Annotated in this window: 12 protein-coding genes; 6 read left to right on the forward strand and 6 right to left on the reverse strand. The window is 70.9% G+C overall.

The window, feature by feature from the left end; translation table 11 throughout:
- Positions 1-40 precede the first annotated feature (40 nt).
- The 4 genes from WMF27_RS02975 to WMF27_RS02990 all read right to left on the reverse strand — a co-directional run bounded on the left by WMF27_RS02975 (position 41) and on the right by WMF27_RS02990 (position 6,128).
- Entirely contained in the window at positions 41-3,229 is a 3,189-nt protein-coding gene (locus WMF27_RS02975; RefSeq protein WP_437943799.1) for an efflux RND transporter permease subunit, read from the reverse strand.
- An 8-nt stretch (positions 3,230-3,237) separates the two neighbouring features.
- Entirely contained in the window at positions 3,238-4,425 is a 1,188-nt protein-coding gene (locus tag WMF27_RS02980; RefSeq protein WP_437943800.1) for an efflux RND transporter periplasmic adaptor subunit, read from the reverse strand.
- Positions 4,422-5,066: a hypothetical protein gene (locus tag WMF27_RS02985; RefSeq protein ID WP_437943801.1), complete on the reverse strand. Its 645-nt coding sequence runs from the start codon at positions 5,064-5,066 to the stop codon at positions 4,422-4,424. The genes WMF27_RS02980 and WMF27_RS02985 overlap by 4 nt, the downstream gene beginning before the upstream one ends.
- Positions 5,067-5,225: 159 nt before the next feature.
- A complete protein-coding gene (locus WMF27_RS02990) occupies positions 5,226-6,128 on the reverse strand; it encodes a hypothetical protein (RefSeq protein ID WP_437943802.1) in 903 nt (300 codons plus the stop codon).
- Positions 6,129-6,398: 270 nt separating this feature from the next.
- Here WMF27_RS02990 and WMF27_RS02995 point away from each other — a divergent pair, with 270 nt between their 5' ends.
- The 3 genes from WMF27_RS02995 to WMF27_RS03005 all read left to right on the forward strand — a co-directional run bounded on the left by WMF27_RS02995 (position 6,399) and on the right by WMF27_RS03005 (position 11,970).
- Entirely contained in the window at positions 6,399-7,895 is a 1,497-nt protein-coding gene (locus tag WMF27_RS02995; protein ID WP_437943803.1) for a sensor histidine kinase, read from the forward strand.
- Positions 7,892-9,307, forward strand: coding sequence for a sigma-54-dependent transcriptional regulator (locus tag WMF27_RS03000; protein ID WP_437761768.1), 1,416 nt, complete (start codon positions 7,892-7,894; stop codon positions 9,305-9,307). Before WMF27_RS02995 ends, WMF27_RS03000 begins: the two co-directional genes overlap by 4 nt.
- A 203-nt stretch (positions 9,308-9,510) precedes the next feature.
- The gene (locus WMF27_RS03005) at positions 9,511-11,970 is read left to right on the forward strand and encodes a heavy metal translocating P-type ATPase (protein WP_437944516.1); all 2,460 of its coding nucleotides are present in this window, start codon (positions 9,511-9,513) and stop codon (positions 11,968-11,970) included.
- A gap of 25 nt (positions 11,971-11,995) precedes the next feature.
- Here WMF27_RS03005 and WMF27_RS03010 read toward each other — a convergent pair whose 3' ends face one another.
- A complete protein-coding gene (locus WMF27_RS03010) occupies positions 11,996-12,508 on the reverse strand; it encodes a sterol desaturase family protein (RefSeq protein ID WP_437943804.1) in 513 nt (170 codons plus the stop codon).
- Positions 12,509-13,541: 1,033 nt separating this feature from the next.
- Here WMF27_RS03010 and WMF27_RS03015 point away from each other — a divergent pair.
- From WMF27_RS03015 to WMF27_RS03025, 3 genes are all read left to right on the forward strand, one after another.
- Positions 13,542-14,018 carry a hypothetical protein gene (locus tag WMF27_RS03015; RefSeq protein WP_437943805.1) on the forward strand — a complete coding sequence of 159 codons (477 nt, stop codon included), beginning with the start codon at positions 13,542-13,544 and terminating at the stop codon, positions 14,016-14,018.
- Entirely contained in the window at positions 14,015-15,418 is a 1,404-nt protein-coding gene (locus WMF27_RS03020) for a multicopper oxidase family protein (protein WP_437943806.1), read from the forward strand. Before WMF27_RS03015 ends, WMF27_RS03020 begins: the two co-directional genes overlap by 4 nt.
- 61 nt (positions 15,419-15,479) lie before the next feature.
- Positions 15,480-15,839, forward strand: a complete 360-nt coding sequence (locus WMF27_RS03025; protein WP_437761762.1) for an efflux RND transporter permease subunit — start codon at positions 15,480-15,482, stop codon at positions 15,837-15,839.
- Between the two features lie 57 nt (positions 15,840-15,896).
- On the opposite strand, the gene WMF27_RS03030 is transcribed toward WMF27_RS03025, so the two are convergent.
- Entirely contained in the window at positions 15,897-16,292 is a 396-nt protein-coding gene (locus tag WMF27_RS03030) for a four-helix bundle copper-binding protein (protein ID WP_437943807.1), read from the reverse strand.
- Between the last annotated feature and the right edge of the window lie 75 nt (positions 16,293-16,367).

Raw genomic sequence — 16,367 nt, forward strand, 5'->3', positions numbered from 1 at the left:
AGAAATCTTCTACCTACCACCGCTACGCGACGCGAGCGCCTCAAGGCGCTCCGGCGCAGACCCCGCGTTCCCCCGCGACACCTCCGCATTCACGCGGCGCCGCGCCGGCGAGGTCTGGCGCTTCGCCGGCCGCGCTGTCCCGGGCGCGCGCCAGGCGCTCGGCGGAGCTGCGGCCGAACTTCAGGAACACCGCCGGCGTGACCACGATGTCGAGCAGCGTTGACGAGAGCAGGCCGCCGAGGATCACGACCGCCACGGGCTGCAGGATCTCCTTGCCCGGCTGGCCTTTGGACAGCGCGATGGGCACGAGCGCCAGGGCGGCGGTGAGCGCCGTCATCAGCACCGGGACGAGGCGTTCCAGCGAGCCGCGGACGATCATCGCCTCGCCGAACGACTCCCCCTCTTCCTTCATCAGGTGGATGTAGTGGGAGATCATCATGATGCCGTTGCGCGACGCGATGCCGCACAGCGTGATGAACCCGACCAGGGTCGCGACCGAGAGGACACCGCCGGTCAGGACGACGGCGAGCACGGAGCCGACCAGCGCGAGCGGGATGTTCAAGAGGATCTGGAGCGCCACCGTCCACGATCGGAACTGCGAGTACAGGACCACCAGCATCCCGGCGAGGCTCGCGATCGAGAGCCACCCGATCAGCCGCGACGCCGACCGCTGGCTCTCGAACTGCCCGCCGTACGTCGCGTAGTAGCCCGGCGGCTTGGGGATCGCGTCCACGGCGCGCTGGATAGTGCTCACGACCTGCTCCAGATCGCGCCCGGCCACGTTGGCGGAGACCACGATCCGCCGCTGCGTGTCGTCGCGGCTGATCTGGTTCGGCCCCATGCTCTCCGTCACGTCGGCGAGGTCGGACAGCGGCACCTTCGCGCCGCTGGGCGTATCGACCAGCGTGCGCCGCAGGACGTCGATGTCCTCGCGGAGCTCCGGCGGGTACCGCAGCACCACATCGATGGTCCGCTGGCCCTCCAGGATCTGCGTGACCGTGCTGCCCGCGAGCGCCAGCTCGAGCAGCTCCGAGAGCTGGCCCGCGTTGACGCCGAGCTGCGCCGCGCGCTCCCGGTTCGCCTTGATGGCGATCTGCGGGATGAGCACCTGCTGCTCGATCTGGAGGTCCTTCACCCCCGCGACCCCTTGCATGGCGCCCTGCGCCGCCTTGCCGAGGCGCCGCAGCTCGCCGAGGTCCTCGCCGAAAATCTTCACCGCGACCTGCGCGCGGACGCCTGAGAGCAGGTGATCGAGCCGGTGCGAGATCGGCTGTCCCACGCTGACCGCCACGCCGGGGATCTTGTCGAGCTGGTCGCGGATGTCGCCGAGGATCACCCCCCGCTCCCGCTCGGACGCCCGGAGATCGACGTCGATCTCCGAGTAGTGGACCCCCTCCGCGTGCTCGTCGAGCTCTGCCCGGCCGGTCCGCCGCCCCGTCGAGACGACCTCGGGGACCTCGTGGATCAGCTGCTCGGCGAGGGTGCCGAGCCGGCTCGACTCCGCGAGCGAGGTGCCGGGCCTGGCGATCACGTTGATCGTGAGCGTCCCTTCGTTGAACGGCGGGAGGAACTCGCCCCCGAGGAACGGCACCGTCGCCGCGGCGGCGAGGACCAGCGCGCCCGCGGCCGCCATGACAGCCCCGGGGTGCCGCAGCGACACCCCGAGCACGCGCCGGTCCGCGGCCTTGAGCTTGCGCACCAGCCAGCCCTCCTCGTGGCTCATCCGCTTCATGGACGGCAGGAGATACGAGCAGAGCGCGGGTGTGACCGTCAGGGATACAACCAGCGACGCGAGGATCGACACGATGTAGGCGATCCCGAGCGGGGCGAAGAGCCGCCCCTCGATGCCGCTCATGGCGAACAGGGGGACGAAGACCAGGACGACCAGGATGGTCGCGAAGACGATGGAGCTCCGCACCTCGCTCGACGCGTCGCGGATGACGTCCATCGCCGGCCGCGGGGAGGCGAGCGCCCGGTTCTCGCGCAGGCGCCGGAACACGTTCTCCACGTCGACGATGGCGTCGTCGACGAGCTCGCCGATCGCCACGGCGAGCCCCCCCAGCGTCATCGTGTTGACCGACAGGTCGAAGGCCCGGAACACGAGCGCGCTCGCGATGAACGAGAGCGGGATGGCGGTCAGCGTGATCGCGGTCGTCCGGAAGTTGAGCAGGAACAGGAAGAGGACGATCGTGACGAGGATCGCGCCGTCGCGCAGCGCCTCGACCACGTTGTGGACCGCGCTCTGGATGAAGGTCGCCTGCCGGAAGAGGTGCGGGTTGATGGTGACGCCGGCGGGCATCGACCTCTGCAGCTCGGCCACGGCCCTGTCGATGCTGCCGGTGAGCGCGACGGTGTCGGCGCCCGGCTGCTTCTGCACCGAGAGGATCACGGCGGGCTTGCCGTCGATCGACCCGTCGCCGCGCTTGATGCGCGCCGCCTCTTGCACCGTGGCGACCTGCGCCAGGGTCACCGGCGTCCCGTTCCGCATGGCGATGACGGTCGCGGCGATGTCCGCTTCGGTCCGGGCGCGGCCGAGCGTCCGCACGAGGAACTCCAGCCCCCGCCGGTCGACGTAACCGCCGGTGGCGTTGGCGTTTGCGCCCGCGAGGGCACGCGAGATCTCGTCGAGCGACACCGCCGCTGCCGCGAGCTTGGCCGGATCGACCGTGACCTGGATCTGGCGTACCTCGCCGCCGATGGGGATCACCTGCGCGACCCCCGGGATCGTGAGCAACCGCGGCCGGATCACCCAGTCGGCCTGGGTCCGGAGGGTCATGGGCGAGACCCCCTCGCCCTGCACCCCGATCAGCAGGATCTCCCCCATGATCGAGGCGACGGGCCCCATCTGCGGCGTGATGCCTTCCGGGAGCTGCTCCGCCACCGTGGCGAGGCGCTCGGCGACGAGCTGTCGGTCGCGGTAGATGTCCGTGGACCAGTCGAACTCGACGTACACCACGCTCAGGCCGACGCCGGAGGTCGAGCGCACGCGCTCGACGCCGGGGGCGCCGTTCATCACCCGCTCGAGGGGCACCGTGACCAGCGTCTCCACCTCCTCGGGCGCCAGCCCAGGAGCCTCGGTCATGAGGGTGACCGTCGGCCGATTCAGGTCAGGAAAGACGTCGATGGGGAGCTTCAGGAGCGAATACGTCCCGTAGACGAGCACCAGCGCCGCCGCGGCGATGACGAAGAGGCGGTTCCTGAGCGAGAAGCGGATCAGGGTGTCGAACATGGTTTCTGCTAGCCCCCTGCGGCGAGGAGCACGGCCATGGCGCCATCGACGACCACGCGCTCTCCCGCCGCCACGCCGGCCGTGATCCCCACGGCGCCGGCGGATTTCGGCCCGATCGCGACCGCGCGCAGCTCGAACGTCTCGGGGCTGATCTTCACGATGACCGTGGGCGTGCCGCTGCGATCGAGCAGCGCAGACACCGGGACCACGACGCTCTCGACGGGCGCGCTCCCCGCCATGCTGATGTTGGCGAGCGCGCCGACCCGCGCGCGCCGGTCCTTGTTGTCGAACTCGAAGAGCGCCTGGACGGTGCGGGTCGCCGGGTCGACGAGCGACGCGACGGCGAGGCGCCTGGCCTCGAAGCGCGCCGCGGGATCCGTGACGAGCGCGACCTCGGCGCGGTCGCCCGCGAGGCGCGCCGCGTCCGCCTCGGGGATGCGCACGTCGACCCAGAGCGTCGCGAGATCGACGATGCGCCAGAGCTCGGTCCCCTCCGCCACCTGGGCGCCCGGGCTCACGCGGCCGGAGACCACCGTCCCGTCGATCGTCGCGCTGAGCCGCTGCGCACCCGCCCCGCCCGCGAGCACCCCGACGTCGGCCCGGGCGCGCGCGACCTCGGCCCGGGCGATCTCCACCTCGGCCTCGGCGGCCTGGATGTCCTTGTCGGCGACGATGTCCTCGAGCTCGCGGCGTCGCGCGAGCTCGCGCTCCGCCAGCCCGAGCCGCGCCTCGGCTGCGGCCACCCGGGACGCGGCGTCGCTGCGCGACAGCCCGAGCTGCGCGCTCTCCGCGCCGCCCAGGCTCGGCCGGAGCGTCGCGAGGAGCTGCCCCTTCTTCACGTCGTCGCCGAGCCGGAGGAACCCGCCCTCGGGCGGGAAGAGCCGGCCGGACGTCGGGGCCACGACGGCGAGCTCGCCGGCGGGGCGCGCGACGACCGTGCCGATCTGCCCGAGGCTCGTGGCCAGCGCGCCGCGCTTCGCGCGCTCGGTGCGCAGCCCGAGCAGGAACTGGGTCTCGATCGGCACCCGGGCCACGTTCGGGTCCGCCGCGGCGCTGGCTGCGGGCTTCGCGGGCGCGCTGTGGTCCTCGCCGCCGTGCGCGTCGGCGCGCTCCCCGAGGCCCGTGACCGCGAGGGCCGAGGCGATGGCGAGCGCGGCGGTGATGGCGCTGACGGTGGGCGGACGGGCGCGGCTCACGAGGCCACCTGTGGGAGCGCGGAACGATCCTCGGGGCGAAGGGTGGGGGCAGGCGGCTTCCGCCGCGAGCGCCGCCCGAGCGCATACCCGATCCCGCCGCTGAGCACGGCCAGCGCGCCTGCGGCCGCCGCCAGAGCGCCGAGGGGCACCTCCCGGCCCGGCGTCATCCCGGTCGGCGCGGCGGCGGGCGCGATGGCGCCGAAGCGCAGGTCCCCGACGAGCACGAGGTCGAAGGCGTCCCCGGCCTCGACCGACACGACCCCGTTGGCCGTTGCTCCCTCCGGGGCCGCGGGGAGCGCGACCTCATAAACACCGGCGGCCGTCGTCTTCCCCGCGTCCGCCGCGAACGTCAGCCCTCCCTTCAGCTCGAGGCGGACACGCGCGCCTTCGACCGGCGCGCTGGAGTCGGCCCGAGCGACGTAGAGGCGCGCGGGCAACGGTCCTTCTGCCTTCTTCGCCGGGTATTTGATGACGACCGAGAACACCGCCGTTTCCCCGGACACGACGTGCTCTGTCCCGATGCTCGCGGCGCTTGGTGCGGCGGGCGCCGCATGATCCTCGCCGCCGTGCGCGGAGGCGCGCGGGACCGACGCAACGATCGCGAGCGCCACGGCACAGGCGAGGTGCTTCTTGTGCATCATGGTTCTTCTCCGAGCATGCGGGACAGCTCCGCGCGCGCCTTCACCTGGGCCCACGTCAGCGTCTCGCCGCGGGCGTAAGGCGCGGGCACGAGCGTCAGCGCGGCAGCCAGGGCTGCGAACCTCGCGCGTCGGCTCCGGTGCGGGCGCCCGCTCGCCATCTCAGTGCCCCTCGTGTCCCGTGTGGCCGTCATGTCCCGCCCCCGGATGACCCTCGAGGTGGAACGCGAACCGGAGCGAGGTCGCGGTTCCTCCGGCCGGCGTGATGCTGAGCACCCCGTCCACGTGGTCCTGCTTGATCGGGTCGATCTTGCCCCGCAGGACATCGGCCTTCTCGTCGTAGGCGAGCGCTACCTCCTTCGTCCCTGCGACGACGGGGCGGAGGCTCGCCGTGACGCCCTTCGCCGAGCGAGGCTTCTCGGCCGTGTCCAGCATCCAGACCGTGATGTCGCCGGTCTTCTCGAGCTTCACCTCGACGTGGCCGCCTGCGAGCGACTGGACGACCCCGCCGTGGGGCGAGCCGTGGGCGTGATCGCCCGCCGGGTGGTCAGCGGGCGCGTCCGCGAAGGCCGCCGTCCCCCCGGCCGGCACCGTGAGCGTCATCTTCATCGGCGCGCTGCGGACCTTCAGGTCCCAGGTGTAATCCGCATTGTCCGGCGCCGGGCCTTTGGCCGAGAGCGAGCCCTTCGCCTCGTTCGGCGCGAGCGTCAGGGTCTGCTTCTCGCCCTTGCCCTTGGGCTCGATCGTGATGGTGCCAGTGACGTCCTTCGGCGGGATCGGCGTCCTCACTGCGTCGCTGGCGTACAGGTCGATGGCGCCGTCGGCCCCGATCACGACCTCGACGTGGTTGTCGCCCTCCATCGTGACCAGGCCGCCGTGACGGGCGTTGTGATCCGCGTGGGGGCGCGTGCTCGCGGCATGGTCGTGGGGCGCCTTCGTGGGGGGCGGCGCCGCGGCCGGAGCCTGTGTCGAGGCGGCTTTTTCGTGGTCGTGGCCAGGTGTCTCCTTGTTGGAGCAGGCCACAAGCGGGATCGAGACGAGCAGAGAGAGAAGGATTTGGCGCATCGTGCTTTCCTGGAACCGAGGTTCTTCCCCTGGAGAGCAGGGCCCTGAGCAACGAGCGCGCCAAGCGTTCGCGCGCCGGAATCTCGGGCTTCTGCGCGGCGTCCGGTCCTCGTGGTGACCTCGACGGTCACGATTTTGTGACCGCTTCGGTCACAGACCGTCCCTCGGCTGGGTCGGGAACCACGCCGGCCGGGCCTGATCGGCGGCTCCGCGCGCAGTCAGCGCTCCGATTGCGGCCCCGGTACGCGGCTTGCGAGGATGCCCCCGTCCATGGCTCCGCCTCCCGTTCCGCAGCGCCTCTATCGACTCCGCCGCCGGCTGCTCCTGGTCATCAGCCTCCTCGTCGCCTTGGTCGTCGTGAGCGGCATCGCCACCGTGCTCACCGGCCTCGCGTCCCGTCGCGCGATCCTGGAGGCCCACGACCTCGAGGTGGCCTCGCGCCGAGCTGCGCTGCTCAGCGTCACCGCGCGCGAGCAGTACATCCACGAGGCGCACACGATCATCCTGCGCGACCGCTCGCACGTCGAGCACCACGATGCCTGGGTGAACGAGCTCGGCGCGAAGCTCGCCGAGCTACGGCCCGGCCTCGACGCCGAGGCGGCCACGACGCTCGACGACATCGGGAAGACGAGCCGCGAGCTCAGCCAGCTCTTCTCCACGGCCATCCTCCCCGCCATCGATCGGCAGGACTGGCACGAGGTTCACCACGCGCATGACCGCGCGAACGCGCTCGTCGACCGGATGACGGAGCATGCGGACAGCCTGGCGCTTCACTTCGACGAGCGCGCCATGGCCGCGGAGCGCCGGGCTGAGCAGTTCATCCGGTTCGCCTTGATCCTCGCGACCGCCGTCTGTGCGCTCGCCGCGGCGCTCGCCTTGATCGCCGGGCGCAAGCTCTGGAGCTCTTTCTCCACGCCGCTCTCGTCGCTCGAGCGCGTCGCCGGACGCGTCACGGCGGGAGATCGCAGCGCTCGCGTCGAGCCGGTCGCAGCCGTGGAGCTCGCGGCGGTGGCCGACGCGTTCAACCGCATGCTGGACGCGCTGTCGCGCACCGAAGCCGACCTGGTCGCCTCGGAGCGGCTGGCGGCGATCGGCCGCGTCGCCGCGGGCGTCGCGCACGAGATCAACAACCCCATCGCCGTGATCCGCGGCTACGTGAAGACGATGGCGAAGGAGGCGGAGAAGCCCGAGCTCCGCGAGGAGCTCTCGATCCTCGATGAGGAAGCGGCGGCCTGCCAGCGGATCGCGGAGGAGCTGCTCATGTACGCGCGCTCTCCGATCCTCTCGCCGCGCCCCGTGCAGGCGGAGGAGCTCCTCAGGGACGCGGCCTCGCACTGCGACGGCGGGCCGGGGCGGCGCGACCAGGCCCCGCTCGTGGACGCCGAGCCGTCCTTCATCAACGTGGATCCGCTCCGGATCCGGCAGGTCATCGTCAACCTCGTGGCCAATGCGCGCGAGGCGACCTCTGGAACCTCGGAGCGTGAAGAGATCATCGTGCGCGGACGGCGGCAGGACGATGGCTACCGGATCGAGGTCCTGGATCGGGGAGCTGGCATTCCCGAGGAGGCGCGCGAGCGCCTCTTCGAGCCGTTCTTCACCACCCGCCGCGACGGCACCGGCCTCGGCCTCGCGGTCTGCTATGGTCTCGTGACAGCGCATGGCGGGACGATCCGGGCGGAGCCGAGGCCGGGGGGCGGGTCCCTGTTCGTGATCGACTTGCCGGGCGTCCTCACCGAAGAAGCTAGGGAGAGCCAGGAGCGCGCATGAAGCCGACAGTGCTCGTCGTCGACGACAAGGCGAACATGCTGGCGCTGCTCTCGAAGGTGCTCGGCAAGAGCGCCAAGGTCCTGACGGCGCGGGGCGTACGGACGGCGCTCCAGTTGCTTGAGACCGAGCCGGTCACAACCGTCGTCTGCGATCTGCGCATGAACGACGGGGACGGGCTCGAGGTGCTCCGGGCAGTGCGCGCGCGCTGGCCCGGAGTGCCTTTCATCCTGATGACCGCGTACGCGTCGGTCCCGACCGCGGTCCAGGCCATGCGCGAGGGCGCCTACGACTACGTGACGAAGCCGTTCGACCCGGACGAGCTGCGCGCGCTGGTCGAGCGGGCCATGGCGCAGGCCGCGGTGCTGAAGGGCGAGCACGACGCGCCGGAAGCGCAGGGCTTTGCCGGCATGACGGGGCGCTCACCCGCGATGCGGGCGCTCTACCAGCTCATCGAGCGCGTGGCGCCGACGGACGCGACCGTGCTCATCCTGGGTGAGACGGGCACCGGGAAGGAGCTCGTGGCGCGCGCCATCCATGAGCATTCGTCCCGCGCGTCGCACCGCCCCATTGCCGTCAACTGCGCCGCCATCCCCCGCTCGCTCATCGAGAGCGAGCTCTTCGGCCACGTGCGCGGCTCGTTCACGGGCGCGGTCACGGATCGGGCGGGGCTCTTCGAGGAGGCGCACGGGAGCACGCTGTTCCTCGACGAGATCGGCGAGCTCAGGCCCACGGTCCAGGCGAAGCTCACGCGCGTGCTCGAGGAGCGGGCGGTGCGGCGGATCGGCGAGTCGCGCGAGCGCAAGGTCGACGTGCGGCTCATCAGCGCGACGCACCGCGACCTCCGGGCCATGGTCAAGACCGGCGCTTTCCGCGAGGACCTGTGGTTCCGGCTCAACGTCTGCGTCGTCGAGCTGCCCCCGCTCCGCGAGCGCGCGGAGGACATCCCGCTCCTCGGGCAACGGTTCCTCGCCGAGCGGGCGCCGCAGTCACGCTCGTCCGCGAGCGGGTTCTCGGCGGCGGCGATGAGCGCGCTCCAGATGTACCGGTGGCCAGGCAACGTGCGCGAGCTCAAGAGCGCCGTCGAGCGGGCGCTGGTCATCGAGACGACGAGCGAGATCCGCCTCGAGTCGCTGCCGCCCGAGGTGCAGGGGGCGAGCCCGCTCCGGCTCACGAGCTCGAGCGATGTGGACCTCGCTCAGCTCTCGTACCGCGAGGCGGTCGACGCCTCGCGCGAGGAGATGAACCGGCGCTACCTGGAGGCCGTGATGCGCCGCTTTCGCGGCGACGTGCTGAAGGCCGCCGCCCACGCGGGCGTCGAGCGGGAGAGCTTCTACCGGCTCCTCCGCCGCTGCGGTCTCTCGGCCGACGACTTCCGCGAGGAGCGCCGGGGCACGGACGGGTCGAAGAACTGAGCGGGCATTCACCGCGAAGCAGTGGCGAGCTGGCGTCTCGAACGACGGAACCCATTGACCAGCTCGCCAGCGATCGCCGGCGTCATGCGGCATCGCCTCCTGCGGGGAGCGCCGGGCGGCCGTTCGAAGCTACAAACGGAGCCCGCGTGGTGCTTGGGCTGTAAGGCGGCGCAACCATGAGCGTCGGCGAGGAGGGAGACGACATGAACCACGGGCATCACCACGAGCACGGCCACCCTGCTCCCGCCGACCTGGACCGAGAGCAGACGAAGGATCCGGTCTGCGGGATGACCGTCTCGCCCGAGACGGCCGCGGGGCGGCACGAGAACGGCGGTCGGACGTACTTCTTCTGCAGCGAGCGCTGCCTCGCCAAGTTCCGTGCGGAGCCCGAGAGGTACGCGCCAGTCCAGGCGAGGACCGAAGGCGAGCCCACGCTGGACCAGGGCATCTTCACGTGCCCGATGCACCCCGAGGTTCGACAGACCGGGCCGGGAACGTGCCCCTCGTGCGGAATGGCTCTCGAGCCGGTCGAGCCGGTCCAGCCGGCGACGCGCGTCGAGTACGTCTGCCCGATGCACCCCGAGGTCGTCCGCACGGAGCCGGGCTCCTGCCCGATCTGCGGGATGGCCCTCGAGCCGCGCACGGTGACGCTCGAGGACGCGCCCAACCCGGAGCTCGTGGACATGTCCCGTCGCTTCTGGGTGAGCGTCCCGCTGAGCCTCGTTGTCCTCGTGCTGGGGATGTCCGAGATGATCCCGGGCCAGCCGGTGCAGCATCTCCTTGGCCACGGGCTCGTCTGGATCGAGTTCGCCCTCACCACGCCCGTGGTGCTCTGGTGCGGCGCTCCGTTCTTCGAGCGCGGCTGGGCCTCGATCAGGACTCGGCACCTCAACATGTTCTCCCTGATCGCCATCGGCACGGGCGCCGCCTACGCGTACAGCGTCCTGGCCACGCTGGCGCCCGGCGTCTTCCCCCACTCCGTCCGGCACGGCGGCGCGGTCCCGGTCTACTTCGAGGCCGCCAGCGTCATCATCTCGCTGGTGTTGCTCGGGCAGGTCCTCGAGCTCCGCGCCCGCAGCCGGACGAGCAGCGCGCTCAAGGCGCTCCTCGGCCTCGCCCCGAAGACCGCCAGGCGTCTCGCGCCGGACGGGCAGGAGGAGGACGTCCCTCTCGAGCACGTGCAGCCCGGCGACCGGCTGCGCGTGCGGCCCGGCGAGAAGGTGCCCGTCGACGGAGAGGTCCTCGAGGGGATCAGCGCGGTCGACGAGTCGATGATCACCGGCGAGCCCATCCCTGTCGAGAAAACGCCCGGCGCCCGCGTGGTCGGCGGCACCGTCAATGGCACAGGCGGCTTCGTGATGCGGGCCGATCGCGTCGGGCGCGACACCCTGCTCGCCCGGATCGTCCAGATGGTGGGCGAGGCCCAGCGCAGCCGCGCCCCCATCCAGCGCCTCGCGGACGCCGTCGCCGCGTACTTCGTGCCCGCCGTGATCGCGATTGCGGCGCTGACCTTCGTGGTCTGGCTGCTCGTCGGACCGGAGCCCAGGCTCTCCCACGCGCTCGTCAACGCGGTGGCGGTGCTCATCATCGCGTGCCCGTGCGCGCTCGGCCTCGCCACGCCCATCTCGATCATGGTCGGGACGGGGCGCGGCGCGACGGCCGGTATCCTGATCAAGAACGCCGAGGCGCTCGAGACCTTCGAGAAGGTCGACACCCTCGTCGTCGACAAGACCGGCACGCTCACCGAGGGCAAGCCGAAGCTCGCCTCGGTCGCGACGCTGGGCGACCTCCCGCCGAACGAGATCCTCCGGCTCGCGGCGAGCCTGGAGCGCGGCAGCGAGCACCCGCTCGCGACAGCGATCGTCGCCGGGGCCCTCGAGCAGAAGCTCGAGCTCCTGCCGGCAGAAGGGTTCCGGTCGATCACGGGCAAGGGCGTGGTGGGCTCGGTGGCCGGGCGCTCGCTCGCGCTCGGCAACCTCAAGCTCTTCGAGGAGCTCGGTATCCCGCCGGATGATCTCCCGCGTCGAGCCGAGGAACGCCGACAAGAAGGCCAGACAGCGATGCTCGTGGCGGTGGATGGCAAGGCGGCCGGCATCGTCGGCGTGGCCGACCCGGTGCGCGCCTCGACCAGCGAGGCCGTCCGTCTCCTCCGCGAGGAGGGCATCCACCTGATCATGCTCACCGGCGACAGCCGCACGACGGCGGAGGCGGTCGCCCGGAAGCTCGGCATCGAGCACGTCGAGGCCGAGGTGTTGCCCGATCAGAAGGCCGCGGTTGTGAAGCGTCTCCAGGCCGAAGGCCGCATCGTGGCGATGACCGGCGACGGCATCAACGACGCGCCCGCGCTCGCCCAGGCGCACGTCGGCGTCGCCATGGGCACCGGGACCGACGTCGCCATCGAGAGCGCCGGGATCACGCTCGTGCGCGGCGACCTCCGCGGGCTGTTGCGCGCGCGGAAGCTCAGCCGGGCGACGATGCGCAACATCCGACAGAACCTGTTCTTTGCGTTCGTCTACAACGCGCTCGGCGTGCCGGTCGCGGCGGGCGTCCTCTACCCGGTCCTCGGACTGCTCCTCAGCCCGATGCTCGCCAGCGCCGCGATGAGCCTGAGCTCGGTGTCCGTCATCGGCAACGCCCTCCGGCTGCGTCGGACCGAGCTCTGATCGAGGCGCCGGTGCCGCGAATAGGTCAGCGTCGGAACGGCAGGGACAGCACCTGCCAGAACTGCTGCGACGGCGGATAGCCCGCGGAGCGGTCGACGCCCAGGCGGCGCGGGGCCGCGTCCGGCCGGTACACGAACGTCCCGAAGACCAGATCCCACAGCGGAAGTACGGTCCCGAAGTTCCGGGCCTCGTCGATGTCGGCGCTGTGATGATAGCGGTGCAGCTCGGTGCCGATGAACACGTAATTCAGGAATCCGGCGCGGATGTCGACGTTGAAGTGCGAACTCATCGTCTGGAGATCGATGAGCAACATCGCCGCGAAGACGGCCTGCGGCGACAGTCCCAAGATCAGCAGGGTCGACTGGATCAGCACCGCCGAGATGAGCGCGTTGAGGGGGTGAAACACGCCGTGCATCACGACGTACACGCGATCCGGAAGGTGATGGGCCAGGTGGACCTTCCACAGGAAGCGCCCCAGGGCTCCGTTGCCTTCGTGGCTGAGGCGATGGAACCAGTACTGCAGCAGCTCGAAGACCACGAGGAAGATCCCCACGCTGGCGAGCCGCTGCGCCGTTGAGCGTCCACTCGATCCCGAACTCCCCGCCTCTCCTCGCCGCCAGCCGATATTCGAGGCGCGGGGCGATCGCCTCCGTGTCGCGCCACGGGGGCACATGGGCTGCTGCTGGCGAGGGGAAGGAGGGAGACTGCACCGCTGGTCCCTGGCTCACGTCGATCGACGCGAGCGCGTTCGGGCGCCGGGTGAAGCGGTCGACGACGCTGAGCTGCCGGCCGGCCGCGGACGGCGGGATGGTGATGTCGAGGTCGATCCGGTTGCCAGGCGCGAGCTCGAACCCCGCGGGGTCGAGCGGCTTGGCGGTGTACAGCCCGTCGACCGCGATGACCCGCGCGTCGAGGCCGGAGAAGTCTGGCGCGAACACCCGCCCGTTCGCTGCGTTGAGGAGCCGCAGGCGAATCCGCTCGCCGGGCCGGGCTTGCCGCCGGCGTGCGCGGCGCCGGCCGACGCGGCGCGCTCCGGTGCGCGCCGGGGAGGATGGGGCCGGAGAAGGAACGCCGCCGCGATCCCCGCGACGAGCGTGGCGCCGACGATCAGCCGAACCCTTTGCGACGCGGTTGCCATCGTCTCGTGTCCCTCCGCTCACGTTCCGTGGTGCTTGTGGAGGCCGACCCCGGGGGTGTCGTTCCAGCGGCCGGTCGCGTAGCACATGATGGGTTCTCCTCTCATTCCTACTTGGACGACGCGCGAGCCTCCGCCCCATTACATGTCGGGCGCCGAGGCTCGGCTCGCCTGCCTCGGGAGCGAGCTCCTCCACCGCCGCGCGACCCCGCGCCAGGCTCGGAGGCCAGCCCGGCCGTGCGCCTTGCCGGTGAGCGGACGGATCGAAGAACGGAGCGGGCATCGCCGCCGGGCCAGCGGGCGACAAAAATATGTCCGCGCGTCACGCCTGGCCCGCTGGTGCCTAGAACGAGCGGCGGCGTCCCGTTGCACCTCGCCGCTGTGACCAGATCGGTTACATTCGGGGGACACCAGGAACCAACAAGGAGACACAGTCATGGCTTACTCTCGCCTCATCGGCCTCGCCGCCGTCAGCATCGCCCTTGCCGCGTGCGGAGGCTCGGAGACGGAAAGCTCTCATGCCCACGGTACGGGCGGGGGTGGCGGTGCGGAAGCTGCGAGCGGCACGGGGGGGCACGCCGGCGCTGGAGAGGGCGGCGGGAGCGGCGGCGGGCCTGCGGTGACGGTGCCCGACGCGCCGGTCCTGTCGTTCGTGATGCCGATGCTGGACGTGCTTCACGTCGAGTGGGTGCCGCAGCCGGAGTGCGATCAGATCGAGGCCGAGCGCAAGGACCCGATGAACGACTACGCCGTCGCGTTCACCGTCGCAGGGTCGAAGAAGGCCTACATGGATTCCGATGCGACGGAGGACATGGAGTACACGTACCGTCTTCGCTGCAAGGTGGGCGAGGTCTACTCCGGGTACTCGAACGAGATGTCCGGCAACCCCACCGACGAGGAGAGCGCGCCATGATACGGCTTTCGCGTGCTCTTTCGGGCGTCGCCTTGCTGTCGCTGCTCGCGGCCGGGTGCGCCGCCGATCGGGTAGAGGAGCCGCCCGCCCCCGATGCCTGGGGCGAGCCCGCCGCCGCGCCCGACAGGAACCCCGATCCCCGGATCGTCGAGGTCGACCTCGAGGCCAGGGAGGCAGAGAAGACCTACCTGGAGGGCACGACCACCGCGGTCTGGTCCTATAGCGGTACGGTCCCCGGGCCCCTCATCGAGGCGAACGTGGGCGACACGCTGATCGTCCACTTCAAGAACAGCCTGCCGGAAGCGACGACGATCCACTGGCACGGCGTCCGGGTGCCCAACGAGATGGACGGCGTGATGGCCGTGCAGGAGCCGATCGCGCCCGGCGAGACGTTCACGTACCAGTTCACGCTGCGGGACGCGGGGTTTTACTGGTTCCACCCGCACGTGATGGAGCCGGAGCAGATCCAGAAGGGGCTCTTCGGCCTGATCCGCGTGCGCGGACCGAACGAGCCGGAGGCCGATGTCGAGAAGATCGCCGTGCTCGGGGACGTGTTCCTGAACAAGGACGGGACCTTCAACGAAGAGCTCGACGACGACACGATCATGATGGGCCGCGAGGGCAACGTCGTGCTCGTCAACGGCGAGGTGATGCCAGCGCTCGACGTGCAGCCGGGCGGGCTCACGCGTCTCCGGATCGTCAACGTGGCGAACGGGCGCTTCTTCAACCTGGCGCTCCCGGGCCACACGTTCCGTGTCATCGGCACCGACGGCGGGCTGATCCCGAAGCCGTACGACACCGAGAGGCTCCTGGTCTCTCCCGGCGAGCGCTACGACGTGCTGCTGATCGCCGAGGGCGAGCCGGGAACGGAGCTCACCCTGATGAACGAGCCCTACGAGCGCGGGCACCACACCGGACTGGCCGAGCCGATGCCGCTCGCCAGGGTGCGGATCGGCAAGGGATCCCGGCTGTCCGGCCGCACGCTCCCCGAGACGGGCCCTGCCATCGAGCGGCTACCGGGCGGGACGGCGGAGAAGACGATCACGTTCGACGAGGGGTATGTCGACGGCAAGCTGACGTTCACGATCGACGGCAAGGCGTATCCGGACGTGCCGCCGATCGGCATCGGGAACGGATCGGTCCATGTCTATGACCTGAAGAACGACGCGGAGATGGATCACCCGTTCCATCTGCACGGCGCCTTTTTCCAGGTCCTGGCCAGGGACGATGTGCCGCTGGCCGACGACGAGCTCGCCAACAAGGACACGGTGGTCCTGCCGCAGCGGTCCACGGTGCGCATCGCGACGCGCTTCGATGAGCCCGGCATGTGGATGTATCACTGCCACATCCTCGAGCACACCGAGCGCGGCATGATGGGCGAGATCCACGTCGAGCCCTGAGGAGCCGGCCGCCTTCGCTTTTCATGAGAGGCCTGGCGCAGCCCGAGGCGAGCAATCCAGCATGCGCGGACGTCAAAGCCCTGGCGGGCGTGCAGCCGGCACGCTGGCGAGCGTCGACGACCTCATCCAGGCCTCGCTGGAGGCGGGCGCGAAGCGCGTCCGCCCGCTCCTGATGACGGTGCTCACCAACGTGTTCGGCCTCCTCCCCGTGCTGCTCGACGATGGCGTCGGGGCCGACGTGGCCAAGCGCATCGCCGCGCCCATGTGGGGAGGGCTGGTGTCGCTCACGCTGCTGACGCTCCTGGTGATCCCCGCGATGTACGTGGTGTGGAGGAGCTTCGAGCTCCGCCGGGCCACGCCCGCGGCGCCGCCTGCTGCGGCTCCAGCGCTGGCCGCGGCGGAGGAAGCCGCGCAGGGCTGACCGCGCTGCGTAAGGTCGTTCCGTTCAGCGCCGCCCCGCGCGGCGCCCTGGCCGGTCTCAGGGCACGCTCTGGTGCCCCGCGCCGGCTGCCCCGCCCGGCCGCATCTGCGCGACCTGCTGACATGCGGCGGCGCAGCGGCGGCACTCGTCGGCGCAGGCCCTCATCTGCGCGTCACCCGTGAACTTGTCACAGCTCTGGGCGCAGAGCTCGCAGATGCTCGCGCACGCGGCCGTGACCTGGTTGTGTTGCGGCGAGCCGCGCATCAGGAACGTCGCGGTCGTCTCGCAGATCCTGGCGCAGTCCTGCATGAGCTGCATGTGGGATGGCTCCGCGTGCGAGCCTCCCATATGGAGGCAGTACTGGATCGTCTGGACGCAGATCGACTCGCAGCTCTGGGCGTGGCTGGCCGTGTTCACGAAAGCCGTGCTCAGAGTGAATGCCTTGTGAGCCATGTGTCCCCCCCTTATTCAATGATGCTTCTCGATGCCTCGTGAGCTCATCTCGCGCGCGCACAGGATGAGCCCGGC

It is taken from the genome of Sorangium sp. So ce281 (assembly GCF_051527395.1).
Classification (GTDB): domain Bacteria; phylum Myxococcota_A; class Polyangia; order Polyangiales; family Polyangiaceae; genus Sorangium; species Sorangium cellulosum_B.